Origin of the sequence: Dongia soli (assembly GCF_034044715.1) — a bacterium.
Lineage (GTDB): Bacteria > Pseudomonadota > Alphaproteobacteria > Dongiales > Dongiaceae > Dongia_B > Dongia_B soli.
In genome coordinates, this window is record NZ_JAXCLW010000011.1 from 1 (window position 1) to 23,788 (window position 23,788).

Annotated in this window: 19 protein-coding genes and 1 pseudogene; 9 read left to right on the forward strand and 11 right to left on the reverse strand. The window is 59.9% G+C overall.

The features are described from left to right. Nucleotides 1-396 (forward strand): TCP-1/cpn60 chaperonin family protein (locus SMD27_RS22020; protein WP_320510607.1); only part of this gene is annotated, 396 nt, incomplete at its 5' end. An 82-nt stretch (nt 397-478) separates the two neighbouring features. Here the strand turns inward: SMD27_RS22020 and SMD27_RS24285 are convergent. From SMD27_RS24285 to SMD27_RS22065, 8 genes and pseudogenes are all read right to left on the reverse strand, one after another. Next, a pseudogene (locus SMD27_RS24285) lies at nt 479-1,506 on the reverse strand (branched-chain amino acid ABC transporter permease). Between the two features lies 1 nt (nt 1,507). Continuing rightward, nucleotides 1,508-2,386: a branched-chain amino acid ABC transporter permease gene (locus SMD27_RS22035; RefSeq protein ID WP_320510608.1), complete on the reverse strand. Its 879-nt coding sequence runs from the start codon at nt 2,384-2,386 to the stop codon at nt 1,508-1,510. Nucleotides 2,387-2,389: 3 nt separating this feature from the next. After that, the gene (locus tag SMD27_RS22040) at nt 2,390-3,109 is read right to left on the reverse strand and encodes an ABC transporter ATP-binding protein (RefSeq protein WP_320510609.1); all 720 of its coding nucleotides are present in this window, start codon (nt 3,107-3,109) and stop codon (nt 2,390-2,392) included. Next, nucleotides 3,102-3,905, reverse strand: a complete 804-nt coding sequence (locus SMD27_RS22045) for an ABC transporter ATP-binding protein (RefSeq protein WP_320510610.1) — start codon at nt 3,903-3,905, stop codon at nt 3,102-3,104. Before SMD27_RS22045 ends, SMD27_RS22040 begins: the two co-directional genes overlap by 8 nt. A gap of 22 nt (nt 3,906-3,927) precedes the next feature. Next, nucleotides 3,928-5,271, reverse strand: a complete 1,344-nt coding sequence (locus SMD27_RS22050; RefSeq protein ID WP_320510611.1) for an ABC transporter substrate-binding protein — start codon at nt 5,269-5,271, stop codon at nt 3,928-3,930. A 76-nt stretch (nt 5,272-5,347) separates the two neighbouring features. Continuing rightward, nucleotides 5,348-6,427, reverse strand: a complete 1,080-nt coding sequence (locus tag SMD27_RS22055; protein WP_320510612.1) for a class II histone deacetylase — start codon at nt 6,425-6,427, stop codon at nt 5,348-5,350. Nucleotides 6,428-6,559: 132 nt separating this feature from the next. After that, on the reverse strand, nt 6,560-8,296 hold the full coding sequence (locus tag SMD27_RS22060) for a LuxR C-terminal-related transcriptional regulator (protein ID WP_320510613.1): 1,737 nt from the start codon (nt 8,294-8,296) through the stop codon (nt 6,560-6,562). Further along, the gene (locus SMD27_RS22065; RefSeq protein ID WP_320510614.1) at nt 8,218-9,315 is read right to left on the reverse strand and encodes a P-loop NTPase; all 1,098 of its coding nucleotides are present in this window, start codon (nt 9,313-9,315) and stop codon (nt 8,218-8,220) included. The genes SMD27_RS22060 and SMD27_RS22065 overlap by 79 nt, the downstream gene beginning before the upstream one ends. A gap of 274 nt (nt 9,316-9,589) precedes the next feature. On the opposite strand from SMD27_RS22065, the gene SMD27_RS22070 reads away from it, so the two are divergent. From SMD27_RS22070 to SMD27_RS22085, 4 genes are all read left to right on the forward strand, one after another. After that, on the forward strand, nt 9,590-9,940 hold the full coding sequence (locus SMD27_RS22070; protein WP_320510615.1) for a hypothetical protein: 351 nt from the start codon (nt 9,590-9,592) through the stop codon (nt 9,938-9,940). A 78-nt stretch (nt 9,941-10,018) separates the two neighbouring features. Then, entirely contained in the window at nt 10,019-11,971 is a 1,953-nt protein-coding gene (locus tag SMD27_RS22075) for an oxidoreductase (protein WP_320510616.1), read from the forward strand. Nucleotides 11,972-12,020: 49 nt separating this feature from the next. Then, nucleotides 12,021-13,427, forward strand: a complete 1,407-nt coding sequence (locus SMD27_RS22080) for an aminotransferase (protein WP_320510617.1) — start codon at nt 12,021-12,023, stop codon at nt 13,425-13,427. Between the two features lie 95 nt (nt 13,428-13,522). Beyond that, nucleotides 13,523-14,890, forward strand: coding sequence for a type I glutamate--ammonia ligase (locus tag SMD27_RS22085; protein ID WP_320510618.1), 1,368 nt, complete (start codon nt 13,523-13,525; stop codon nt 14,888-14,890). Here SMD27_RS22085 and SMD27_RS22090 read toward each other — a convergent pair. Further along, nucleotides 14,875-17,976, reverse strand: a complete 3,102-nt coding sequence (locus tag SMD27_RS22090) for an efflux RND transporter permease subunit (protein ID WP_320510619.1) — start codon at nt 17,974-17,976, stop codon at nt 14,875-14,877. The two genes, SMD27_RS22085 and SMD27_RS22090, sit on opposite strands and share 16 nt — an antisense overlap. Continuing rightward, nucleotides 17,973-19,160 carry an efflux RND transporter periplasmic adaptor subunit gene (locus tag SMD27_RS22095; RefSeq protein WP_320510620.1) on the reverse strand — a complete coding sequence of 396 codons (1,188 nt, stop codon included), beginning with the start codon at nt 19,158-19,160 and terminating at the stop codon, nt 17,973-17,975. The genes SMD27_RS22090 and SMD27_RS22095 overlap by 4 nt, the downstream gene beginning before the upstream one ends. A gap of 203 nt (nt 19,161-19,363) precedes the next feature. On the opposite strand from SMD27_RS22095, the gene SMD27_RS22100 reads away from it, so the two are divergent. The 3 genes from SMD27_RS22100 (at nt 19,364) to SMD27_RS22110 (ending at nt 21,622) form a co-directional block, all read left to right on the forward strand. Next, nucleotides 19,364-20,023 carry a TetR/AcrR family transcriptional regulator gene (locus SMD27_RS22100; protein ID WP_320510621.1) on the forward strand — a complete coding sequence of 220 codons (660 nt, stop codon included), beginning with the start codon at nt 19,364-19,366 and terminating at the stop codon, nt 20,021-20,023. Nucleotides 20,024-20,237: 214 nt separating this feature from the next. Beyond that, complete coding sequence (locus tag SMD27_RS22105; RefSeq protein ID WP_320510622.1) at nt 20,238-21,122, forward strand: fumarylacetoacetate hydrolase family protein; 885 nt, start codon at nt 20,238-20,240, stop codon at nt 21,120-21,122. 59 nt (nt 21,123-21,181) lie between these two features. Then, nucleotides 21,182-21,622, forward strand: coding sequence for an SRPBCC family protein (locus tag SMD27_RS22110; protein WP_320510623.1), 441 nt, complete (start codon nt 21,182-21,184; stop codon nt 21,620-21,622). Between the two features lie 9 nt (nt 21,623-21,631). On the opposite strand, the gene SMD27_RS22115 is transcribed toward SMD27_RS22110, so the two are convergent. Continuing rightward, nucleotides 21,632-22,804 (reverse strand): patatin-like phospholipase family protein, encoded by a 1,173-nt coding sequence (locus tag SMD27_RS22115; RefSeq protein WP_320510624.1) that lies wholly within the window; start codon nt 22,802-22,804, stop codon nt 21,632-21,634. A gap of 271 nt (nt 22,805-23,075) precedes the next feature. On the opposite strand from SMD27_RS22115, the gene SMD27_RS22120 reads away from it, so the two are divergent. Continuing rightward, entirely contained in the window at nt 23,076-23,747 is a 672-nt protein-coding gene (locus SMD27_RS22120) for a dienelactone hydrolase family protein (protein WP_320510625.1), read from the forward strand. Nucleotides 23,748-23,788: the final 41 nt, after the last annotated feature.

Below are 23,788 nucleotides of genomic sequence, written 5' to 3' on the forward strand. Positions count from 1 at the left end.
GGCGTTGCTCTGCTCTATGCCATCAAGGCGCTGGAAAAGGTGAAGTACGAGAACGACGACCAGAAGGTCGGTATCGACATCATCCGTCGTGCCCTGCAGGCGCCGGTCCGTCAGATCGCCGAAAATGCCGGCGTCGACGGCGCCGTCATCGCCGGCAAGCTGCTGGAAGGCAAGCAGGCCAACTGGGGCTACAATGCCCAGACGGGCGAATTCACCGATCTGGTGAAGGCCGGCGTGATCGACCCCGCGAAGGTCGTGCGTTGCGCCCTGCAGGATGCGGCTTCGGTCGCCGGCCTGCTGGTCACCACTGAGGCGATGATCGCCGAGCGTCCTGAGAAGAAGGCCGCTCCGGCCGGTGCGCCCGATATGGGCGGCATGGGTGGGATGGACTTCTAAGTCCGCCGACCCCGCATTAGCCGAAACATCGGGGCCGCATCCTTCGGGATGCGGCCCTTTTCTTCGCCTGGTGTCCGAAGCCTCAATCCGGCCGACGGGCGCCTTGAGATCGCTCCAGCCGGCGATGCCGGGACTTTTCCGTCACCCCACCGATCCAGCCTGCGAGGCCCTGTGGCATGACGATGACGAAAGCGGCAATCAGCAACCCCAGACCGATATTGCGGTAATCGGACACTTCCTTGAGGCCCTCATCGGCCAGCATCAGCAAGGCGGTCCCGAGGATCGGTCCCCAGAAACGGCCGACACCACCGATGACGATTGCCGCCAACAGGAAGAGCAGCAAAGCCGGCGAAAAGAGGCTGGGGCCGGCCGATTTGAAATGTGCTGCCTGGACTGCGCCTGCCAGGCCGGTGAAGAAGGCGGAAACGGCGAGACCAGCAACTGGTATTTGAAGCGGTCGATGCCGCGCGAGACGGCATAGCCGGGATTGTCCCGCAAGGCCCGGAAGGCAAGTCCCATCGGCCCTTGGATGATGATCAGCATGACGATAGACGAAACGATCAGCAGTGCCAGCGCCAGGTAGAAATTGGCATAAATGAACTTATAGCCAAAGAGCTGCCGGAAGCCGAGATCGCCGAAGCGGCTGAGGCCGCGCGTACCGCCGAAGAGCTGCTGGCAAACGCCATCGATATAAGTGAAGCAATCGGCCTCGGTGATGATCAAGACATAGATCACCTGGGCGATGGCCAAGGTCAGGAGCGCCACATAGGCGCCGCGCAGCCTTAGACATGCGGCGCCTATAGCAAGGCCGAGGAGGGCGGTAATGACGGCGGCGACCGGCATGGCGGCCCAGATCGACCAGCCGAGGAAGAAGCCCAACATGGCGGTTGCATAGGCACCGCAGGCATAAAGCGCCAGCTGCGCCAGCGAGAAGATTCCCGCATAGCCCAGTACCAGGTTCCACTGCATCGCCACGGTCGCCCACAGACAGAAGACGATCATCTGGCCGATCAGATAGCGATTACCGGAAATCCAGGGCAAGGCGGCAAACATCGCCACCAGCAGAACGCCAAACCAGGTTTCCTTGCGGCTGAGCAGCCCACGTATCATGTCACAGCCTCACCACTTGCCGCCGGCCGAAGACGCCGTAGGGACGCCAGATCAGGGCGGCGATGACGATGATCAGCAAGGTTGCAAATCCGAAGCGCACGCCGAACAGATACTGGGCCGCTGCCTCGATGACGCCGAGGACGATAGCAGCCGCTGCAGCGCCCCGCACATTACCGAGCCCGGCCACGACGCAGATGATGAAAGCTTTCAGCATCGGATCGCCGCCCATGCTAGGCGATAAGGTCGATTGAGAACTGATCAGCACGCCGGCAGCGGCGGCAAGAGCGCCGGCAATGCCCAATACCTGTCGATAGACCCGCGTGACGGGTACGCCCATCAATTGCGCTGCATCGCGGTTCTGGGCGGTCGCACGGATCGCACGTCCCATGCGGGTATAGTCCAGCAAGCCGGCTACCAGCGCCATCAGGACGAGCGCGAGACAGAAAATCAGCAAATTCTGATATGGAATATGAACGGTGGCGATGACGAAGTCGCCGGCAACGGCAAGCGGCTGCGGTGTCGGATAGGCACCGAACAGCTTGAGGATGCTATTTTCCAGGGCAATGCCGATGCCGAAGGTCGCGATCATGACGGCATTCTCGAATTGCGGCCGGCGGAGGAGAAAGCGTGCGCACAGCTCGTAGATGACGGCGCCCAATACGGCGCCGCCGATCAGTGCCACGGGAAGGCCGAGAATCAGTGGCAGACCGAGCATGGCGATGGCGCAGAAACAGAGATAGGCGCCGATGGTCATTAAAGCACCATGCGCCATGTTCAGCATGCCAAGCGTGCCCCAGACCAAAGAGAGGCCGATCGCCGCCAGGGCATACATGGCCCCCAAAGTCAGGCCGGTGGCAAGGATCTGGACGACGACCGCCATCGCTCAGGCTCCGAGATAGGTGTTGATCAATTCGGTGCGACTCGCCAGTTCCGTCGGATTGCCGTGCCAGGCGAAACGACCGCCATCAAGTAAATAGATCTCATCGGCCAAAGGCAGGGCACGATTTGCCGTTTCTTCCACCAGCATGATGCTGCGACCACTGCGGCGAAGCTGGTCCAGAAGCTTGTATATCTGCTCGATGACGATGGGCGCGAGGCCGAGGGAAGGTTCATCAATCAGCAGCAGCCTGCCGCCGCTCATCAGGCCACGCCCGATGCCGACCATGCGACGTTCGCCACCCGAGAGGGTGCTCGCCAATTGCTTCTGGCGTTCCTTCAGCTTGGGCAGAAGCGTGAAGACCTCCTCAAGACGGCGATTGATCTCCTGCCGGTCGCGCGTGAGATAGGCGCCCATCAGGAGATTCTCGATCACGGTCATATCCGGAAACAGAAGATCGCCTTGCGGGATATGAACAACACCGGCTGCAACGATCGCATCGGGAGATTTTGCGCGGAGGTTGATACCGGCCAAGGAGACGTCACCGCCGATATCGGGCAGCAGGCCGGATATCGCTCGCAACAGGGTCGTCTTGCCATGTCCGTTCGGTCCGATCACGACGACGCATTCGCCATCGCGGACCGTCAGATCGAGATCGTGCAGCACGCGGCGATTGGCATATCCGCCGGAAAGCTTGCGGCAGAGCAGAAGCGGCTGATCACTCATGCGCAACTCTTCCGGAATCGCCGGTCTGTTTCAAAGCGGCGGCGGCATCGATGCCGAGATAGACCGAGACGACGGCCGGATCATGGGCAAGGCGATCCGGCGGTCCTTCGAACAGGCGTTCGCCATGATGCATGATCAGAACCCGGTCCGAGAGCTGGGTCAAAAAACGCATCACATGTTCGATCAGCAGGACAGTCACGCCAAGCGACGGCAGCTTGCGCACCACCTCCGCGACCCGGTCGATTTCCGATGGGGTCAGGCCGCCGACCGGCTCGTCCATCAGCAGGACTTTCGGTTCGGTCGCGAGGGCGCCCGCCAGCATGATCAGCTTACGTTCCAAGACCGAAGCAAGCCGCATTGGCAGATCGGCGCGATCGGCAAGGCCGACCAGACCCAGCAGATCGCGGGTCCGGCGCCGGCTTGCGGCATCGATCCGCAATCCTGGCAGCAGGCGGTTCGCTTTGCCGAAATAGGCGCCGACCATCACGTTTTCCAGCATGCTCAACCCATCGAAACTGGCATTCAGCTGGAACAGTCGGGCGATGCCACGATGACAGATCGCATGCGGTGAAAGACGGGTGATATTCTCGCCGTCCAAGACCACAGTGCCGTCGCTGGCGGGGCTGAGGCCGGAAATGACTTCGAACAGCGTCGTCTTTCCTGCACCATTGGGGCCGCCGATACCGAGAACCTCGCCAGGTCTCACGTCGAAGCTGAGATTGGCGACCGCCGCCAGCGCGCCAAATCTCTTGCTGACGTTACGGCAGGATAAGACCGGCGTCTGGTCGGCAGTCATCGAATGCTTTCTGTCATGGCCATCACGATTTGATCCAGGGCGGCAGCTGGAACGCGGCCGTGCTGTAAGGCGCCGGCGCAATCAGGAACGGTGTTTTGGTATGGTCCTGGATCTGCAGATATTGATGGGGCATGCCGAGCGACGAGTCATTGACTTGCGTCGGATAGGTATAGACCGATTGTTCATTCGGGATGAACCGGCTGGTGCCGTTGACGCCGCGATAGATCAACTGACGCATTCTTGCGGCGACCTTCCGGTTCTGCGCGTCATTACCCGGCTCGCCGGTGCCGCCCGCCAGAGCCGCCGACAGCGCCCAGATATAGCAGCCGTCGTAAGGCTGGCAGCCGGACAAATGCGAGGCATCGGGACCGAATTTCGCCTTGTAGCGCTTTTCGAAATCCTTGCCGATCTCATCCTGCAAGGCAGCGACCACGGTGGAATAAAGCACGCCTTTGGTCGCTTCCTTGCCGATCTCGCGGAAGGCGGCCAGCGAGGGGCCGTATTGCATATAGATCAGGCTCGGCGTCGGATCGGGCACGAATTGCAGCATGAACTGCGCCAGATCGGCGGGATAGAAATGGGTGACGGCGATGACGGCGGGTGGATCTTGCCGGATCTTTGCGAGGGTCGGGCCCCATTGGGAGATCGGCACATTCACCGATTCAAAGAGGCTCACCTGCCAGCCATGCTCAGCCGCCTTGTCCTTCACCGCATTGGCGATATTGCTGCTATAGGTGCCAGGACCGGTGATGATGGCGATCTTGTTATTGGCAGGCTTGAATTCGCCCGAGCTTTTCAACGTATCCAGATAAGCGAGCAGGCCAGGACCATACCAGTATTCCGGAGGATCGCCCTGGAAGCAGCCGAAATAACGGTCGGGATCGGACTTCACCATCTGATTATGGGCAATCACGGTGTTGTAGTGCACGAGGATGATGCCGGCATCGGCCGCCGGATCAAGCTCCGCCGTGCCGGTGCCGACATTGTAGCCATTGATGATGGCATGTACGTTATGCCGGTCGATGAGACGCTGGATCGATTGGGCGATCACGTCGTCGCCCATATCCTTGGTATCCTCGAAGACTGGCTCCAGCGGCCGACCAAGAATGCCACCCATGGCGTTGATCTCTTCACAGGCCAGTTGCAGGCCGCGCTGGAATTCCTTGCCGTCGGCTGCGGCGAAAGTGCTGGTCAGTGGTGTCGCCTGGCCAACCGGGATGGGGTCGCCATCTGCCTTCGCGCCGTCATTCATGGCGGCGAGGATCGCGGCCGACCCGGCGGCGAGGCCCGCCGATTTCCGGAAGAATCCGCGCCGCGCTGGGTTTTCAAGTTCGGAAACGATGTCCGGTTTTTGATTTTTCTTCATCTGTCCCTCCCACGGGAATGTTTATCCTTGCCACGCGAAGCTGCCAGGCCAATCCGCTATTTCAAACGGTTCAAGGTCAAAGCAGCGCGATCGATTGCCGCTTCCTGATGCGGCTGCAGATCCTGCCCGCCCCATTCTTCCATGATCGGCGCCAGGGGTCCTTGACCTCCGTGGCACTGCCGCTGAGCTGCTCCATCACCGCAAGGCCGCAATAAGGCACATTGGTGGCGGAATAGCCGCCTTCATGCGACATGACTAGACGTCCACCGCAAATATCGGCGGCCACTTCCATCAACAAGCGGGTCATCTGGCGATAGCCGCCGCTATGCACCATCATTCGGCCAAGCGGATCGGTGCCGCCGGCATCGAAGCCCGAGGGAACGACGATCAGATCGGGCTTGAACTTACGCAAGGCGGGCACGATCACCCGCTCGAAGGCGGCGAGATAGGCGCCGACGCCGGAACCGGCGGGCATCGGGATATTGATGTTTCGGCCTTCGCCCGCACCGCTGCCGATCTCGTCGATTCCGCCGCCACGTGTAGGGAACAGCCGATCCTGATGGATCGAGATCGTCAGGACATGCGGGTCTTCGTAGAAGGCTTGCTGTGTTCCATTCCCGTGGTGAACGTCCCAATCGACCGTGGCGACGCGGGCGAGCTTATGCTTCTCCCGCGCCTGCAGGATGGCGACGGCGACGTTGCCGAAGAGACAGAAGCCAAGGCCGCGATCACGTTCGGCGTGGTGTCCGGGCGGACGCACCAGAGCATAGGCGTTCTTCACCTGGCCCGTCATTACGGCATCGATCGCCGCCATGGTCCCGCCGGTGGAGCGGCAGGCGATTTCGTAACTGCCCCGGCCAAAAGGCGTAAGCTGGCCGGCATCGCCTCCGTTGGCGGCGCTCAGCGACTTGATCTTTTCGATGTAATCGCGGGTGTGGAAGCGATTGAGATCGGCATCGGTCGCCATCACCGGCTTGATCGGTGTCAATTGATCGAGCAGGCCGGAGACTTCGAGAAGGTTGCGGAACCGGCGCTTGGTCGCGGGATTTTCGGCATGTTCGCCGGGTTCGATGGTCAAACCGGGCTGGAAGACCGAGGCGTAGGTGCCCGTGTCATGCCATAGATAAAGCTCGTGAAAAACCCAGCCGGTCGCCATGGCTCTCCCCTGACAGTCGTGATGATCCCAATGCTGCATGGTCCTGCGAAAACTGTCACGCCCCGGACAGGTGGGTGGTGCGAAAAACGCCCCACCCCTTCGGGTGGTGACGGGCATGGAATGCTGCTGACTTTATAGCCGTCGAATATCGACCAGGCGCAGACGTTGCGCGGTCAAGATCGCTTGCGCCCGATTATCGACGCCGAGCTTGCCAAAAATATTCTTCAGATGCCACTTCACCGTATCGTGCGAGATCGAAAGCTTGCGCGATAGGTCGCGATTGCTAAGGCCGTCGCTGAGGAGGCGAAGAACTTCCAGTTCCCGGCTGCTCAATCCCGATCGCTGGGAAGCGTCGACATTGATGGACGCCGGGACGAGGAGGGCTGCGAGCTTTGCCAAATATTGCTCGACCATCTCGTGATCGCTGCCGGCCGCCGCAGCAATCCGCTGTCTGGCCGGACCTTGATTGAGGAGTGCCAGCAGATTCGCTGCCAGTGCACCTTCATCGACCACGCTACGGATGACGTTCTGCTGCGCCATGGCCGGGAGGCTGGCAGCGATGGCATCGGCAGCGCCTTGCTGGTCATGATCCTGCTGCCGGCAGAAGGCCAAAAGCAGCCTGCCTTGCATCAGGCGCCGGCCGCGACCCTGCCGATCCAGCCGCGCATTGAGATTGCAGAGCACTGCAGTTGCCCGTGCATATTGCTTTTCAGCGATCAGCAGCCTCGTTACGGCAAGCGTGTCGAAATCGGATGTTGGAATGCAAAAGCCGCTGCTGCTGCTTCCGGTAAATACATCCGGGTCGATGCCGACCGCCGTCAGTGCCAGACGCGCTCCTACCGTATCGCCGCGCTGCAGAAGGAGCTTGACGCGTTCATGCAACACCGCAAACGACAGGCGCGTGCGCCGTGTCGCTGACGCTTGCCGATGCTCGACCCGGTCGAGTTGCCCCAAGGCGCTATCGATGCGGCCGGCAGCTGCTTCGAGGCGCGTATACATCAATTTGCCGACGACCTCATGCACGACGAGCGCACTGTCTTCGACAATCTCGCGGTGCCGGCTCAACAGCCTGGCGGCCTCATCGAGATCGTCCCATTCGTAATGCAGTTCACATTGGAATATGCCGACCAAAGCCGCGGCATATGAGCCTTCGCCCAAAGCCTCCTCGGCAATGTCCTGGGCGCGCGCGAAAAGCTGGGCGGCCTGGCGGAGATTGCCAGCCGCCTTTTCCGCGAGGCCATAGAGGAGATCGGCATAGACGATACCGAAAACCGATTGGGCGCGGACATGGCTGCGCCGCGCCGTGGCACTGGCCTGTTTGGCGGCCTCGAGATCGCCCAGGGAGTAATCGCAATAGCTCCGGATGTTCATCAGGGTGCCATGCAGGAAGGGTTGGTCCTCCGGCAATTGTGGTGCCCACCTTTCGGCGATACGGCGGGCGCGGGTGGAACGGTCGGCTGCACTGGTGACGCCGGCTGCCAGGGTGCGCATTTCCGCCTGCCAAAGCGCGTACTGGGCTGGGCTGACCGTATCACGCAAAGCGGTGATGGCGCGGCGTGCGGCTCGCAGCATTTTTGCGGCTTCGACGGGCTTGTTCATATGGAACCACAGCCAGACATGCACCAGGAGCAGACGCGGCCGATGCGCGGTGATTTCATAGGGAATCTTGCGCAGCCAGTCGCTGAGCTGCAGGACGTGACTCTGGCCGATCAGGGCCATGGCGCAGGCCTCGACCTTGTCGGCCGCCTCATTGCTGGCCCCCGCCAGCAGCAAATGATTGATGCACGCCATCAGGTCGCCCTTGCCCTCGTACCAGTTCGCCGCCCGGCGGTGCAGGTCCGGGATTTCGGCAATGGCGCGCCGTTCCATTCGATGGCGCAGGAAATCGGCGAAAAGGTGATGATATCGGAACCAATTGGCCCCATCATCGAGCGGTATGAGGAAGAGATCGCTTCGCTCAATATCGCCAGCAGGGCGGCGCTCTCGCTGACGGCCTGGCCGGTCACGGCGGCGCAGACCTCCGCATTCAGCCGATCGAGGAAAGCGGTGCGGAGCATGAAATCCTGCAACGCCCTCGGCTGGCGGATGAAAACATCATTGGCGAGGAAATCGGCGATATCCCGATCCGTACCGGAAAAACTCTTGATGAAAGCGGAGCGTTCGACGCGGCGGTCCAGGGAGAGGGAGGCCAATTGCAAGCCAGCGATCCATCCTTCGGTGCGGTGCTGCAGGACGATCAGATCGTCGCGGCTCAAGGCCAGATCGTGGCGGCGATTGAGAAAGTCATCGGTTTCGGCAAGATCGAAGCGTAGATCGGTTTCGTGCAAATCGATCATCTGGCCATGGACTTTCAAGCGCGCCGCTGCCAGCGGGACGACACCGCGCCCGGCGAGGACGAAATGAACATTTGCCGGCGCATAGCTGAGCAGGCTCTCCAGCACCTGGATGACGGCGGGGGATTGCAGCCAATGGGTATCGTCCAGCATCATCACCAGAGAACAGCCCAATTGCTCCAGATCATTGATCACGCCGGCCAAGACTGATTCGGTCGGAAGGATCGGGCTGGAGCGCAGCAAGGTAAGGGCCGATTTACCGATATCAGCGTCGACCGTCTGCAAGGCGGCGATCAGATAACATAGGAATCGGCGAACTTCGTCGTCATCGGCATCCAGCGACAGCCACGCAATGCGCCGGCCGTCCTGTGCCAGCCGTTGCGCCCATTGCAATAGCAAGGTGGTCTTGCCGAAACCGGCCGGGGCGGAGATCGTCGTCAGCTTGCGGCCGTTCGCTTTGTCCAGCAGCAATTGTAGCCGCAACCGCTCCACCAGATTGGCGGGGCTCGGCGGCAGCCGGTATTTGGTGCTGATCAGGTCTTGACCCAGCCACATGACGTTCATCCCATACAACCGGCGGCGCGGCGGCTTATAACCCATGCGGTTCTCATTGCGGGTGAGCTTAAATCACTGTTTCGCCCAGCGCCAACCCCGTTCACGCAATGCAACAAGGCGCGCCTGATCCCCGACATGAACCCATGATCCCTTTGTCACGCGCTGGTGCGTGGCCGATCAGCATAAGATTGCGTTTGACTCAGGCCGGCACGCTGGGGCTAGTTAGGGATGAAATCTGCAACAATTTTTTCAATGGAACGAAGGGGGAGCAAAAATGGCCGAGACTTTGCATTTCAAGCGCGCGGAGATGCAATTCGACAAATATGGCGGTCCTCCGGGCAGCGCCGAGATTTGCCGTCTGGTTGGGCCCGATGTCAGCAAGACCATGGGCGTCGGCGTCGCCAAATTCGACGATTGCTCGATCGAATGGACCGTTCTCTATGATGAAGTGATCGTCGTGCTGGAAGGCGAGTTTCGCCTGCGGCTGCCTGACCGGGTGATCGAAGGCCGCCCGGGCGATGTCATCTGGATTCCGGAAAATACGCCATTGCGCTATGAGGGCAAAAAGGCTGTCGTCTGCTACGCCCTGCATCCCGTCGATTGGCGTGCCCGGCACAATCTGTAACCGCTGACCGGGCCGGACCGGCCCGGACAACAACGTCGCATTCAATACTGCGTAGAAGAAAGGATGGGGGTGCCGGCAATGGCCGAGTTGTCGCATCTGTTTTCGCCGATCAAGATCCGTAACCTGGAGATCAAGAATCGCATTCTGTCGACCGGGCATGACACCACCCTGCCCACCAACTTCGTCCCCAATGACGCGCTGGTCGCCTATCAGCAGGCCCGTGCAGAGGGCGGGGTGGGGTTGATCGTCATGCAGGTGTCGGGCGTGCATGAGACGGCGCGCTATACTTCGCACCTTCTGATGGCGACCAACGACGATTGCATCCCCCATTATCGCAAGGTGGCCGAGGCTGTGCACCAGCATGGCTGTGCCTTGTTCGGCCAGCTCTTCCATCCGGGCCGCGAAATCATGGAAAGCTCGGACGGCACTGCGCCGGTGGCCTATGCGCCCTCCGCCGTGCCGAATGAGCGTTTTCATGTGATGCCGCGGCCGATGTCGCTGGCCATGATCCAGGAAGTGATCGAAGGCTACGCCGCCGCTGCCAGGCGGTTGCAAGCCGCAGGCCTCGATGGCGTAGAAGTCGTCGCCAGCCACGGCTATCTGCCCGCCCAGTTCCTCAATCCGCGCGTCAATCTGCGGACCGATCAATATGGCGGCTCTTTCGAGAACCGCCTTCGCTTTTTGCGCGACGTGGTGGCGGCAGTCCGGACGGCGACCGGTCCGGATTTCATCATCGGTTTGCGGATCAGCGGCGATGAAAAGGATGCCGACGGTCTGACCGATGCCGAATCGCTGGAGGCGCTGGTCGCGCTTGACGGTAGTTTCGACTACTTCAACATCGTTGCCGGATCCTCAGCCAGCATCGGCGGTGCTGTTCACATCGCCCCGCCGATGGCTTTTCCCAGCGGCTATGTCGCTCCTTTCGGAGCTGCCGCGAAGGCCAAGGTGAAGACGCCGGTTTTTGTCGCCGGGCGCATCAACCAGCCGCAGGACGGCGACAAGATCATCGCCAGCGGCCAGGCTGATATGGTGGGCATGACCCGCGCGCTGATTTGCGATCCGGAAATGCCCGCCAAAGCCGAGGCGGGGAAGCTTGACGATATTCGTGCCTGCATCGCCTGCAACCAGGCCTGTATCGGCCATTTCCACATGGGATATCCGATCTCCTGCATTCAGCATCCGGAGACCGGACGCGAGCTGAAATACGGCAAGCTGCAGCCCGCGGTCGTGAAAAAGAAGGTCCTCATCGCCGGCGGCGGGCCGGGCGGGATGAAAGCCGCGGCGGTCGCGGCGGCCCGTGGCCACGACGTCACGCTCTGCGAAGCCTCACCCCGTCTGGGCGGCCAGGCCTTGCTGGCCCAGCTTCTGCCGAGCCGCGCCGAATTCGGCGGCATCGTCACCAATCTCACCCGCGAGATGGAACTGGCCGGTGTCAATGTGCGGACCCGAACCGAGGTGACGCGCGAGCTTGTCGAAGCGGAGAAGCCGGATGTGGTCATCATCGCCACCGGTGCGCAGCCGCGCACGCCGGAGATCGAAGGTGCGGAAACGGCGCATGTGGTGAATGCCTGGCAGGTCATCCGCAACGAAGTGAATATCGGTGCTTCCGTGCTGATCGCCGATTGGCGCTGCGACTGGATCGGTCTCGGCCTTGCAGAAAAGCTGGCGCGCAGTGGCTGCCGCGTTCGCCTGGCCGTTGACGGCTATATGGCCGGCCAGCGGGTCCATCAATACGTCCGCGATCATTGGGTCGGTGTGTTGCATGATCTCGGCGTCGAGGTCATTCCCTATGCTCGCCTGTTCGGTGTCGATGGCTCGACCGTCTATCTGCAGCATGCCACCAGCGGCGCTGCCATGGTCGTCGAAGAGGTCGACACGCTGGTCGCATCGCTGGGTCATGAGCGAGTGCACAAGTTGGAAGACGCGCTAGCCGGCTTGGCGGTGGAAACACATGTCATCGGCGATTGCTTGACCCCGCGCACCGCCGAGGAAGCCGTTTTGGAGGGATTGAAGGTCGCCGCCGTGCTTTGAAACGGCGGTTCAACAAACAGCAACGACAAGAAAAAGGGGAGTACGTGTCTTGCCGAACAGCAATTTCGCTTATGACATTGCCGATTTGACCGCCAAGGATCGCGATCACATGATCCATCCTTGGGTGGATCTGGGAACCGTTCAGTCGCGCGAACCGCTGATCGTGGCACAGGGTGAGGGCGCGTGCATTTACAACGTCCAGGGCCAGCGCATGATCGACGGGATCGGCGGCATGTGGTGCGTCAATATCGGTTATGGTCGTGAGGAAATGGCTCAGGCGATCGCCGATCAGGCGCGCAAGCTCTGCTACTTTTCGCCCTTCGGCATCATCGGCACCCCGCCCTCGATCGAGCTGGCCGAGCGGCTGACCCGGCACGCACCGGGCGATCTCAAGCATGTCTTCTTCACCACGGGCGGCTCGACGGCGGTGGATTCGGCTTTGCGCTTCGTGCATTTCTACAACAACTTCAAGGGGCGCCCGAACAAGAAGCAGATCATCACCCGGGAATATGCCTATCACGGCAGCACGCTGCTTTCGGCCTCGGTCTCCGGCAAGCCGGCCGACCGGGGTCGCATGGACCTCATTACCTCCTTCATTCACCATCTGCCGGCGCCCAACCCGTATCGTCGGCCCGACGGCATGTCGCTTGAGTCATATGGCGATCAGGTGGTCGGGGATCTGGAGCGCAAGATTCTCGAACTCGGCCCGGAAAATGTCGCCTGTTTCATTGCCGAGCCACTTCTCGCCTCTGGCGGCGTGATCGTGCCACCGCCGGGCTATCAACGCCGTACCTGGGAAATCTGCCGCAAATACGATGTCCTCTATATTTCCGATGAAGTGGTCACCGGTTTCGGCCGGCTCGGTCATATCTTCGCGTCGGAGCCGGTGTTCGGCATCCAGCCGGATATCATCACCTGCGCCAAGGGGCTGACGTCGGGCTATGTGCCGCTCGGTGCCTTCCTGGTTTCCGACCGTCTCTATAGCGAATTGACGGAGACCGCCGGCAAAGGCCAGTCGTTCTCCAATGGCTATACTTATTCCGCGCATCCGGTTGCCTGTGCCGCTGCCCTCACCAATCTCGATATCATCGAGCGCGACGATATTTGCGGGCATGTGCAACGGGTCGGACCTTATTTCCATCAGCAGCTCGAAACCCTCACCGATCTCGATATGGTCGGTGACGTGCGCGGCAGCCACTTCATGGTCTGCATCGAGTGCACGGCGGATAAGAAGACCAAGGCGGTGCCGCCGGCAGAATGGGATGTGGCGCGGCGCATCTTCGAGAAATGCATGCCGCGCGGCCTGCTGATCCGGCCGATGGGGCATCTCATCGTCTTCTCGCCGACTTTGGTCATCAGCCGTGCCCAGATCGATGAAGCCGTGGCCATTTTGCGGGCCTGCATGAGCGAAGTTCAGGACGATTTGCGTCGGGACGGCTTTAAGATCGCCGCCTGATTCGGCGTTGCTTTCCAGCGGCATTGCGCCGCAAACTGACGCGGTGACTGCGTGCAGCAGTGACCAGGCGAGATACCGGCCGGGGGAGGAAGCTCATGGCCAGATCACCGCGTCAGAAGGCGGCCGGTAAGGCGGTGCGCCAACAGGCCAGGATCGCCCATATCGGGATGATCGATCTTGATGGCGGCTTTCGCGAGCGCCGCCTCGCCGTTGCCGATATCGACAAGGTCTTCGGCCCCGGCGGCACCTTCTGCAATGTCGTCAATCAATGGGATGTCAGCGACGCGGTTTTCGGTCCGGGCCCTTTCGTCGGTGAGGCCGTCTGGATCGATCCGGCTTCCGCCCGGCCTTATCCATTCGAATCCGGCGCTATCATGCTGCTGGCCGAATATACCGGGGATCAGGCGGAGACCGTGCCGCGTGCCGTCTTGCGTCGACAGGTCGAGTGTGCGGCCAAGCTAGGCGTTGTCGTTAAGACCGCTTTTGAATTCGAATGGCTGGTTTACGACGAAACGGCAAAAAGTTTGCGCGATAAAGAGTTCATGCGGCTCACGCCCTGGGCGGTGGACAATCGCTGTTGGGACGGTCTCAGTGCGCCCATCTATGCCGAGCCGATCTGCGAGCTGGAGGCTTTGTTGCGTGATGGCGGGATTGGTCTCCTGGGACTTGGCATGGAATTGGGACCCGGCTGCCTGGAAGGCACGCTCGCCGCAACGGATGCCATTGGGGCCGCCGACGAGGCAGCCTTGTTCAAGCTTTACACCAAGGCCTTCTTCCGCCGTCGCAACCAGACGGCCGTCTTCATGTCACAGCCCGATGCGAACGCACCCGGTCTATCCGGTCACATTCACCTCTCCCTGCGGGATAAGCGCGGACGCAATCTCTTCTATGATGCCGACGGTCCCGACTGTATGAGCGCGACCATGCGGCATTTTATCGGTGGCGTTCTTGCCCTGCTGCCGGATTGCCTGGCTTTGCCCCTGCATACGGTCAATGCCTATCGCCGATTGTCGCCCGGCAATTGGGCGCCACGCACCGCGACCTGGAGCGTGCAGAACTATTCAACTGCGATCCGCGCCGTGACGGACAATGCCAATCTTTGTCGTCTCGAATTCCGTCTGCCGGGCGCAGATGTGCATCCGCATCTGGCACTTGCCATGCTGCTTGGCACCGGGCTATGGGGCATGGAACAACGGATCGAACCGCCGGTGCCGGTGATCAGCGACGGCAGGGTCGATGTCCCGGTTGGCACGCGCATTTTACCGCATGACTTGCGCTTGGCAGCGGAGGCTTTGTCCGGCAGCAAGGTCGCGGCGGGTTTGTCGGCGACGCATTTGTCGAGCGGTTCGCCCAGTCGCGCCGCCATGAATTCCACGCACTGCAACGCGCGGTTAGTGCTGCCGAGAAAGCCCGCTATTTCGAAGCGATGTAGACCGCACCATCCTCATCATTCGGCCGGATGAACCAGTTCGCCGCTGCGTTGCCGTTTGAACATCCGCGAGAGCTTTTCGAAATAGATATAGATGACCGGCGTGATGTAGAGCGTCAGCAACTGCGAGACGACGAGGCCGCCGACCACGGCGAGGCCGAGCGGTCGGCGCAATTCGGCGCCAGCCCCATGGCCCAAGGCGATCGGCAAGGTACCCATGATCGCGGCCATGGTCGTCATCATGATCGGCCGGAAACGGAGCAGGCAGGCTTCACGCATGGCCTGTTCCGCCGATATGCCTTTGTCACGTTGATGGACGATCGCCACGTCCACCATCATGATGGCATTCTTCTTGACGATACCGATCAGCATTACGATGCCGATGATCGAGATGACGTTCAGATCGGTCTTGAACAGCATCAGGGTGATCAAGGCGCCAAGACAGGCTGCGGGCAGACCGGAAAGAATGGTGATCGGATGGATAAAGCTTTCATAGAGAATGCCGAGCACCACATAGATCACAAAAATTGCCGCCAACAACAGCAGTCCCTGGCCTGCGAGCGAGTCCTGGAAGACTTGCGCCGTGCCCTGGAAGCTGGTTGTGATGGTCGGCGGCAGCTTCATATCGGTCTTTACCTGATTGATCGAATCGACCGCCTGGCCCAGCGAGATCCCTGGCGCGAGGTTGAAGGAGACGGTGACCGATGGAAGCTGTGACTGGTGGTTGACGCTGAGCGGCCCGGCTTTTCGATGGATCGTGACCAGGGAGTCAAGGGGAACCAACTGGCCGGTGCTGCTGTGAATATAGATGCTGCTGAGCGTCTGTTCGTTCTGGCGGAATTCCGGCAGGACTTCCAGGATGACTTCATAATCGTTGCTCGGCTGATAGATCGTGGCGATCTGCCGACTGCCGAAGGCGCCATAAAGCGTGCTACGTATCTGGTCCGTGGTGATACCGAGCAGTGCGGCACGGTCACGATCGATATCGACGAAGATTTGCGGGCTGCGGATCTGCAGGTCGCTGGTCACGTCGCGAAGCCCGGGCAAAGCGGCAAGCCGCTTTTCGAATTCCGGTGCTGTCTTGTTCAATTCATCCAGATCCGTCCCTTGCATGGTGACCTGATAGAGACTCTTGGATGAGCGCCCGCCGACCTGGATGTTCTGGACCGGCTGCATATAAACCTTCAGGGAAGGGAGATGCGACAGTTTCGGCCGCAGGCGGTTGATCACATCGCTGACCGAGACCTTGCGTTCTTCCAGCGGCTTCAACCCGACGAACATGCGGCCCGAATTTTCACCGCCTGCGCTTGATGAACCGACGCTGGAATTGACCGTCGATACGGCGGGGTCGGCGGCAATGATGGCGGCGGCCTGCTGTTGCACCACTGTCATGCCGGCAAAGGAGATATCTTCCGGTCCTTCGGTTGTGATGGAAATCTGCCCGGTATCTTCGATCGGGAAGAAGCCCTTCTGCACCACACTCATCAGATAGAAGGTGAGACCGAGAGACGCCAGGGTGATGAGGAGCACGATCGGCTTGATCCGCAGGGCGGCGGAGAGCGTGACGTCATAAAGCCGGTGCATCGCATCGAAGCCGGCCTCGAAGAAGCGATAGAGGCGGCCATGCTGGGTATTGTGGCCGCCTGCGCGCAGCAGCCGGCTGCACATCATGGGGGTGAGCGTCAGCGACACGAAGCCTGAAATGAGGATGGTCAAACTGATGGTGACGGCGAATTCACGGAACAGACGGCCGACAATGCCGCCCATGAAAAGAACCGGGATGAAAACGGCGACCAGCGACAGGGTGATCGACAGGATGGTGAAAGCAATCTCACGCGACCCCTTCATGGCCGCGGTCCAGGGTTTTTCGCCCTCCTCGATATGTCGGACGATGTTTTCCAGCATGACGATGGCATCGTCGACCACGAAACCGACGGAAAGCGTGAGGGCCAGGAGCGATAGGTTATCGATCGAATAACCCATCAGATACATCAAGGCGAATGTACCGACCAACGAGACCGGCAGCACGACGGCCGGAATCAGGGTGGCGGTCAAGTTGCGCAGGAACAGGAAAATCACCAACACGACAAGCGCAATGGTCAAAGCGAGCGTGAACTGCACGTCCGCGACCGACGCCCGGATCGATTCCGAGCGGTCGAGCATGACATTCAGCTTTACCGAGGCGGGAATCTGCGCATTCAGATAAGGCAGCATCTCCTTGACGGCATCGACGACGGCAACGGTATTGGCATCGGGCTGGCGCCGGATCGCCAGCAGGATCGTGCGCCTGCCGTTGAACCAGCTCGCGGTCTTGTCGTTTTCAACGCTGTCCACGACATTGGCGATATCGCCCAATCGGACCGGATTGCCGTTTCGATAAGCGACGATCAGCGGCCGATATTGCGCCGCTTCGGTGAGCTGCTGATTGGCCTGGATGACCGCGCTGCGATCGGTGCCGCTGAGCGAGCCGACAGGGGTATTGGAATTGGCCGCATTGACGGCATTCTGGATGTCGTCGAAACCGACGCCCATGCCGGCCAGGGTATTGGGATTGAGCTGAACCCGTACCGAGAATTTCTGCGCACCATAGACCTGAACCTGGGCGATGCCGGGCAAGGTCGATATGCGCTGGGCGATCAAAGTCTCGGCATATTCATCGACAGCCGAAAGCGGCAGCGTATCCGATGTCAGCGAAAGGAACAGGATCGGCGAGTCGGCCGGGTTCACCTTGCGAAAACTGGGCGGCGTCGTCATTTCCTCGGGCAATTGCCGGGCGGCCGTGGTCATCGCCGATTGGACGTCCAGAGCGGCGCCGTCGATATCGCGATTGAGATCGAATTGCAGCTGGATATCGGTGGAGCCCTGGGTGCTGGTCGAGGTGATGGTATTGATACCGGCAATCGTCATGAACTGCCGTTCCAGCGGCGTTGCCACCGATGCGGCCATGGTTTCCGGGCTTGCGCCGGGCAGGGAGGCGGATACCTGAATGGTTGGAAAGTCAACCCGCGGCAGGGCCGCGACCGGCAGCAGGCGGTATCCGAAGATGCCGATGACCACGAAAGTGATCATCAGCAGGGTGGTCATGACCGGTCGGCGGATACAAAGCTCCGGCAGTGTCACTGCATGGCCTCCACCGAGGTCGCCTGTTCGGCCTTACGTTGCTCGACCGAAACCTTGGCGCCATTCTCCAACCGCATCTGGCCCTCGGTGACGACCTTTTCACCCGGCGACAGGCCCTTGGCGATGACCGCTTTGTCGTCGATCCGTTGCGCCACGGTCACCGGGCGCATTTCCACGGTCATGTCGGATTTGATGACCCAGACATAGGAGCCCTGCTGGCTGATCTGCAGCGCATCGGCAGGGACCACGATCGCATTCGGATCGGTCTTTAGCGTCATGACGACATTGACATACTGGCCTGGCCAGAGACGTTCATCGGTATTGTTGAATTTGGCCTTAACGGTAAGGGTATTGCTGGCTGAATCGATGGTGTTGTCGATGAAGGCGACCTCACCTTGCTGGGCGGGCGGGGTTTGGCCGACGATCGACGGCAATTGCTTGGCGTCGGGGAAAGTGGCCGCGACCGGCACCGGGCCGGCCTGCATCGCCGCCTGGATATCGTCGAGATAATTTTGCTGCACGGAAAAAGCGACATAGATCGGCCGGAGCTGATTGATCGTCATCAGCGGCGTCGTGTCCGCCTGACGCACCAAATTACCCAGTTTGGAATTGATGCTGCCGATGCGCCCGGAGATCGGTGCCGTGATGACGGTATAACTCAGTTCGACTTGATCCGCCTGGACCTGGGCCTCATCGGCGGCAACTGTCGCTTCGAAGGCGGCGACATCGGTTTTTGCCTGGTCCAGGGTCTGTGCCGAGGTGAAGTTCTTTGCCGCCAGCGGCACCAACCGGTTGACATTGCGCTTGGCATTTTCGAGTTGCGCACGGTCCTTGGCGAGATTGGCCTGAGCCTGGCGCAAGGCCGCCTGCAGGGCCCGGTCATCCAATGTCATGAGCACGTCGCCGACTTTGACTTCCTGGCCTTCCTGGACATTGACGCTGGCAATCACGCCTTCGATACGGGGCTGGACGGCAACCGTCGCCATCGGCTGTACCCGGGCGACCGTGGCGATCTGTTGTGGCATCGGCTGTTGCACGACTTCCGCCGCGTAGACCGGCAATCCAGGCTGACTATGATGCGCGTTGGGATTGGGCGCAGCGTCACCATCGCCGAATCCGCGCACGGCAAGATAGCCGAGCCCGGCCAGCGCGACGGCGGCGATCAACAAGAGTTTCGATTTCATTCAGCCTTACCTGGATTACGATCGATGTTCGATCGACTGATGATCGCACCGAGAATTGCCCTAGACATCATTCTACGCCATGTGACGCTAGATCCTGCGCCAGCATGGTGTTGCCCGGGCCACTTTCAGATTCTGCGTTCTATGACTTGATCATACCAGATCATTTATCTTAGACTAGAACTCTAAAGTTAAAGTTTCAATGAATGCCATCAGAAAATTTTCCTGAATCCGCCGAAATAGCCATCTTCTCCTCGAAAAGTGAGCCCGGGGAGGAGCAGCATTGGCGCCAAAAGCGACGCCGCAATATCCTGACCGCAGCAGGTGCGCTGTTCGCCCGGGATAGTTATGATGCTGTCCAAATGGACGACATCGCCCGCCTGGCAGGCGTGGGGAAGCCGACGATCTACCGCTATTTCGACTCGAAAGACGAGCTGTTTCTCGAGGTTTTCCGCGAAGCCTTGGAGCAATTGGAACAGGGAATCGGGCGAATCCTGTCAGCCGATATCACGGCCACCCAGGCCTTGAGCGAATTGCTCAGGCTGTCTTTCAATCTGCTCGGCAATCAGGTCTCGGCCCTGCGGCTGCTGACCGGCGACCGTCCGCAGCTCATCGTGCAGTGGCGAGAGGAATTTAGTCAGCGTCGGGGCCTGATCATGACCGCTTTCCGAAAGGTCCTCCAGCGCGGCATTGATGAGAATGAATTCCGCGCCGTTGATGTGGATGTTCTGCCCGCCATTTTTATCGGGGTAGTCCGTGGCGGCCTGATGGGGGTCGACCAGCACGGTGTCGGACCTGCGCATTTGTCAGAAACAGCGGTCGATCTTCTCCTGTCCGGGCTACGCAAGGATGCCGCCACCGCCTGAAGGTGGCTTGGACAAACGCACTTGCGTTCATTTGCTGGCAAGCGCCGGTGGCATCTGCCGAAATCGGGTTTCGACCGCATCATTCTGGGTGCGGAATCGCAAGGCATATGGCGTCATTCCTGATCGCGATTGACTTCGATCTGTCTTCCTGAAACAGTTTTCCGGCCAAGCGACCAATGGTTCAACATTGGCTTAAGAATTAGAGGGGAGGCACATGCGCGTTGCCACGTTCACGTATCGCGGCGCTCGCTCGGTCTGTCGTCTTTTGCCGAGCGGTGATTATATCCAACCGATCGATCTTGGTTCTTCCGGCCAGCAAGCCGGCGTTCTCGCTCTCATCGATTTCGCGGCCGGCGGCGGCACCTTACGGGATGCGGGCGATCCGATCCCGCTCAAGGACGTGAAACTGGAAGCGCCGATTCCAAGGCCCCGGCGTAATATTTTCTGCGTCGGCAAGAATTATCGCGATCATGTTCAGGAGCTCAGCAAAGGCGGCTTCGAGGCGGATAAGGCAAAGGAAGACTTGCCATCGGTCCCGATCATCTTCTCCAAGATACCGGATTGTGTCATCGGCCCCAACTGCACCATCCGGATAGATCCCAAAGTCAGCAAGAAAATCGATTACGAGGCCGAGCTTGCCGTGGTTATTGGGCGAGGGGGTCGCCATATCGCCAAGGCCGATGCACTAAGCCATGTCTGGGGTTATACGATCGTCAACGACGTCACCGCACGAGACCTGCAGCGCGATCATCAGCAGTGGCTGATCGGCAAGTCTCAAGACAGCTTCTGTCCCATGGGGCCCTGGCTGGTCAGCTGCGTCGAATTCGATCTCAAGAACACCAATATTCGCTGCTGGGTGAATGACGAATTGCGCCAGAACGGCAATACGCGGGATATGATCTTCGATGTGCCGACACTCATCGAAAGCATTTCCGCTGGCATCACCTTGCAGCCCGGCGATATCATTGCAACCGGAACGCCGGCCGGCGTGGGAGTCGGTTTCAAGCCGCCGAAATATCTTGCGCCGGATGATCGCGTGCGGATCGAAATCGACCGGATCGGCACTTTGGAAAATCCGGTCGCGTTGTGGGAGGGCTGACCAACCCAGGCGTCGTCAACCGCCTGGGGCATTTCGCAAAGAGCGGCGAAGGAGGTTATATGCCAAGAGCTTCGGTCTCCAGCGTCATTGACGCGCCAGTTGAACAGGTCTGGAAGCGAATTCGCGATTTCAACGCTTTGCCGCAATGGCATCCGGCGATCAAAGACAGCCGCATCGAAGATGGGCTGGCTCCAGACAAGATCGGCTGCATCCGAAACTTCAATTTGCGGGACGGAGCAAATTTCCGCGAACAGCTTCTCGCCTTATCTGATCGTGACCATAGCTATACTTATGTGATTCTCGACTCGCCCTTCGGCGTGGTCAATTATGTGTCCACGCTCAAATTGACGCCGGTCACTGACGGCGACCGTTGCGTCGTCGAATGGTATTCGGATTTCGATTGCGAGCCGCAACGCAGCCAGGAACTGGTGAACACTTTCCGCCAGGCTGTCTATCAGGCAGGCTTCGATGCGCTGAAAAGCCATTTCTCGCGACGATGAGCCGGGCCTTCAATCACGTGCATCGCTGCCGAGATCGAAGGTCCTCACGCTTTCCAGATTGGTGGGCCGCTGCAACACCTCGGGATGGCGCAGCGTCCGCACCGCATCATAATAGCCGGCACGCCAGTGGTCCTCCATCGATTGCCGGGAGAATTCGTAGTCCTTGGAATGACCTTCATATTTGGCCGTGCGATAGATCAGGTGCACGATATTGTAGACCTTATGGGATGCGACGGTGCCGAGCAGTTTCGCTTCGTCACTCTCGCGTAGCTCCGGCGGCAATTGCGACAGCAGATTGCCGAGTGCGCAACGCAAGCGTTGCATGCGCTTGAACTGGTCGGTATTGGCACGCGTCCGGCTCGAATATTGAATCTCCTTCTGGCGCATCATGACTTCCGCCAAGTCGCGCGGAAATACGCCGCGCGCGTTCCAGAGATCCACCTGGAACGCAAGCGTATCCTGGCGCAGCTCGTTATTGACGACCCAGCTCAGCGGCGTATTCGATACCAGGCCGCCATCCCAATAGAACTCGCCTTCGATTTCGACCGCAGGAAAGCCCGGCGGCAAGGCACCGCTCGCCATCACATGAAGCGGGCCGATCTTGTGCGTCGTCGTGTCGAAATAACTGAAATTGCCATTGCGGACATTGACCGCACCGACGCTGAGCCGCATTCCGTCATGATTGAGGCGATCGAAATCCACCAGACGCTCGAGCGTGGTCAGCAGGGAACTCGTGTCATAGAGGCTGGTCGCTTGATGCATGCCGGGGGGATAGAACCATGGTCCCGGCAGACGGGGCGCGAAGAATCCGGGGGCGCCGAAAGTCGCTGCCTGAAACGCGCTGATTTGGTTCAAGGCCGTGCGCGTTGCATCACCGCGCAGCAGCGGTGCAAACCAGCTATCCCCGCAACCCGTTCCCCCCACCACGGTGACTTCTTCCCAGAACTGTCGCAATTTCGCGACACGTTCCTTCGGCGCGTTGCCGGCGATCAATGCGGCATTAATGGCGCCGATCGAAATACCCGCCACCCAGTCAGGTTGCAGTCCCGCTTCGGCAAGCGCCTCGTAGACGCCGGCTTGATAGGCGCCGAGCGCACCGCCGCCTTGTAACAGCAATGCAATGCAATCAAAGGGTGGGCGTGTATCGACGCGATGTGTTTTCCTGAGCGGTGGCTGTGTCATACGTATCGTATCTCTTGCCGGGAATAATCGACAGGTCGTCGCGGTATCGCAATATGACTTTCGCGTCTGAGCAATAGCTGACGAAAAAGCGCAGGCTTCCGCCAGCATTTGAGTAAGAGATTTCCGAAGACGCAAGTTAAATGATGACGCAAAGTGCCGCTGCGCTTGAGCCGCTTGCAGCATCCACCCTTGAAGCCCAGGGATGGGGGCGTAGAATAGCCATTCCGATTATGAATATAGTTGGACGCATCTTTACAGAATGGGTACGCAAATGGGACATACTGTCGAATTGAAGGCCGCCGATGGGTTCAAACTCAGCGGATATCGCGCGGAGCCTGCCGGCCGCCCGAAAGGCGCACTTGTCGTGCTGCAGGAGATCTTCGGCGTCAATCATCATATACGGGCTGTGGCCGATCGTTTCGCTGCGGAAGGCTATGTCGCTCTGGCGCCTGCCTTGTTCGACCGTGCGGAACGCAATGTGGAGCTCGGCTATGACCAGACGGGCATGGAACGCGGTCTTAAACTGCGCAGCCAGGTTCAATTGACAGATACGTTAACTGACGTTCAGGCGGGCATTCAGGCGCTGTCTGATGTCGGCAAGATTGCGACCATCGGCTATTGCTGGGGCGGATCGCTGGCTTTTTTATCGGCAGCGCGGCTTAACGGTCTCGCTTGTGCCATTGGCTATTATGGCGCAATGATCGCAGCCCATGCGGGTGAGAAGCCAAAAGTGCCGGTACTGCTGCATTTCGGTGAAGACGATCACGGCATTCCGCTCACCGATGTCGAGAAGATTCGCCAAACGCGCCCTGAAATCGAAATTCATGTTTACAAGGGCGCCGGTCATGGCTTCAGCTGTGACGAACGCGAGTCGTTTAACGCAACCAGCCATGAGGCTGCACTTAAACGCAGTCTGGCATTTCTGAACAAGCATTTGTCCTAATTTTCATAAAATTTCAGTCACCCTGCACTCCACCTTAGAGA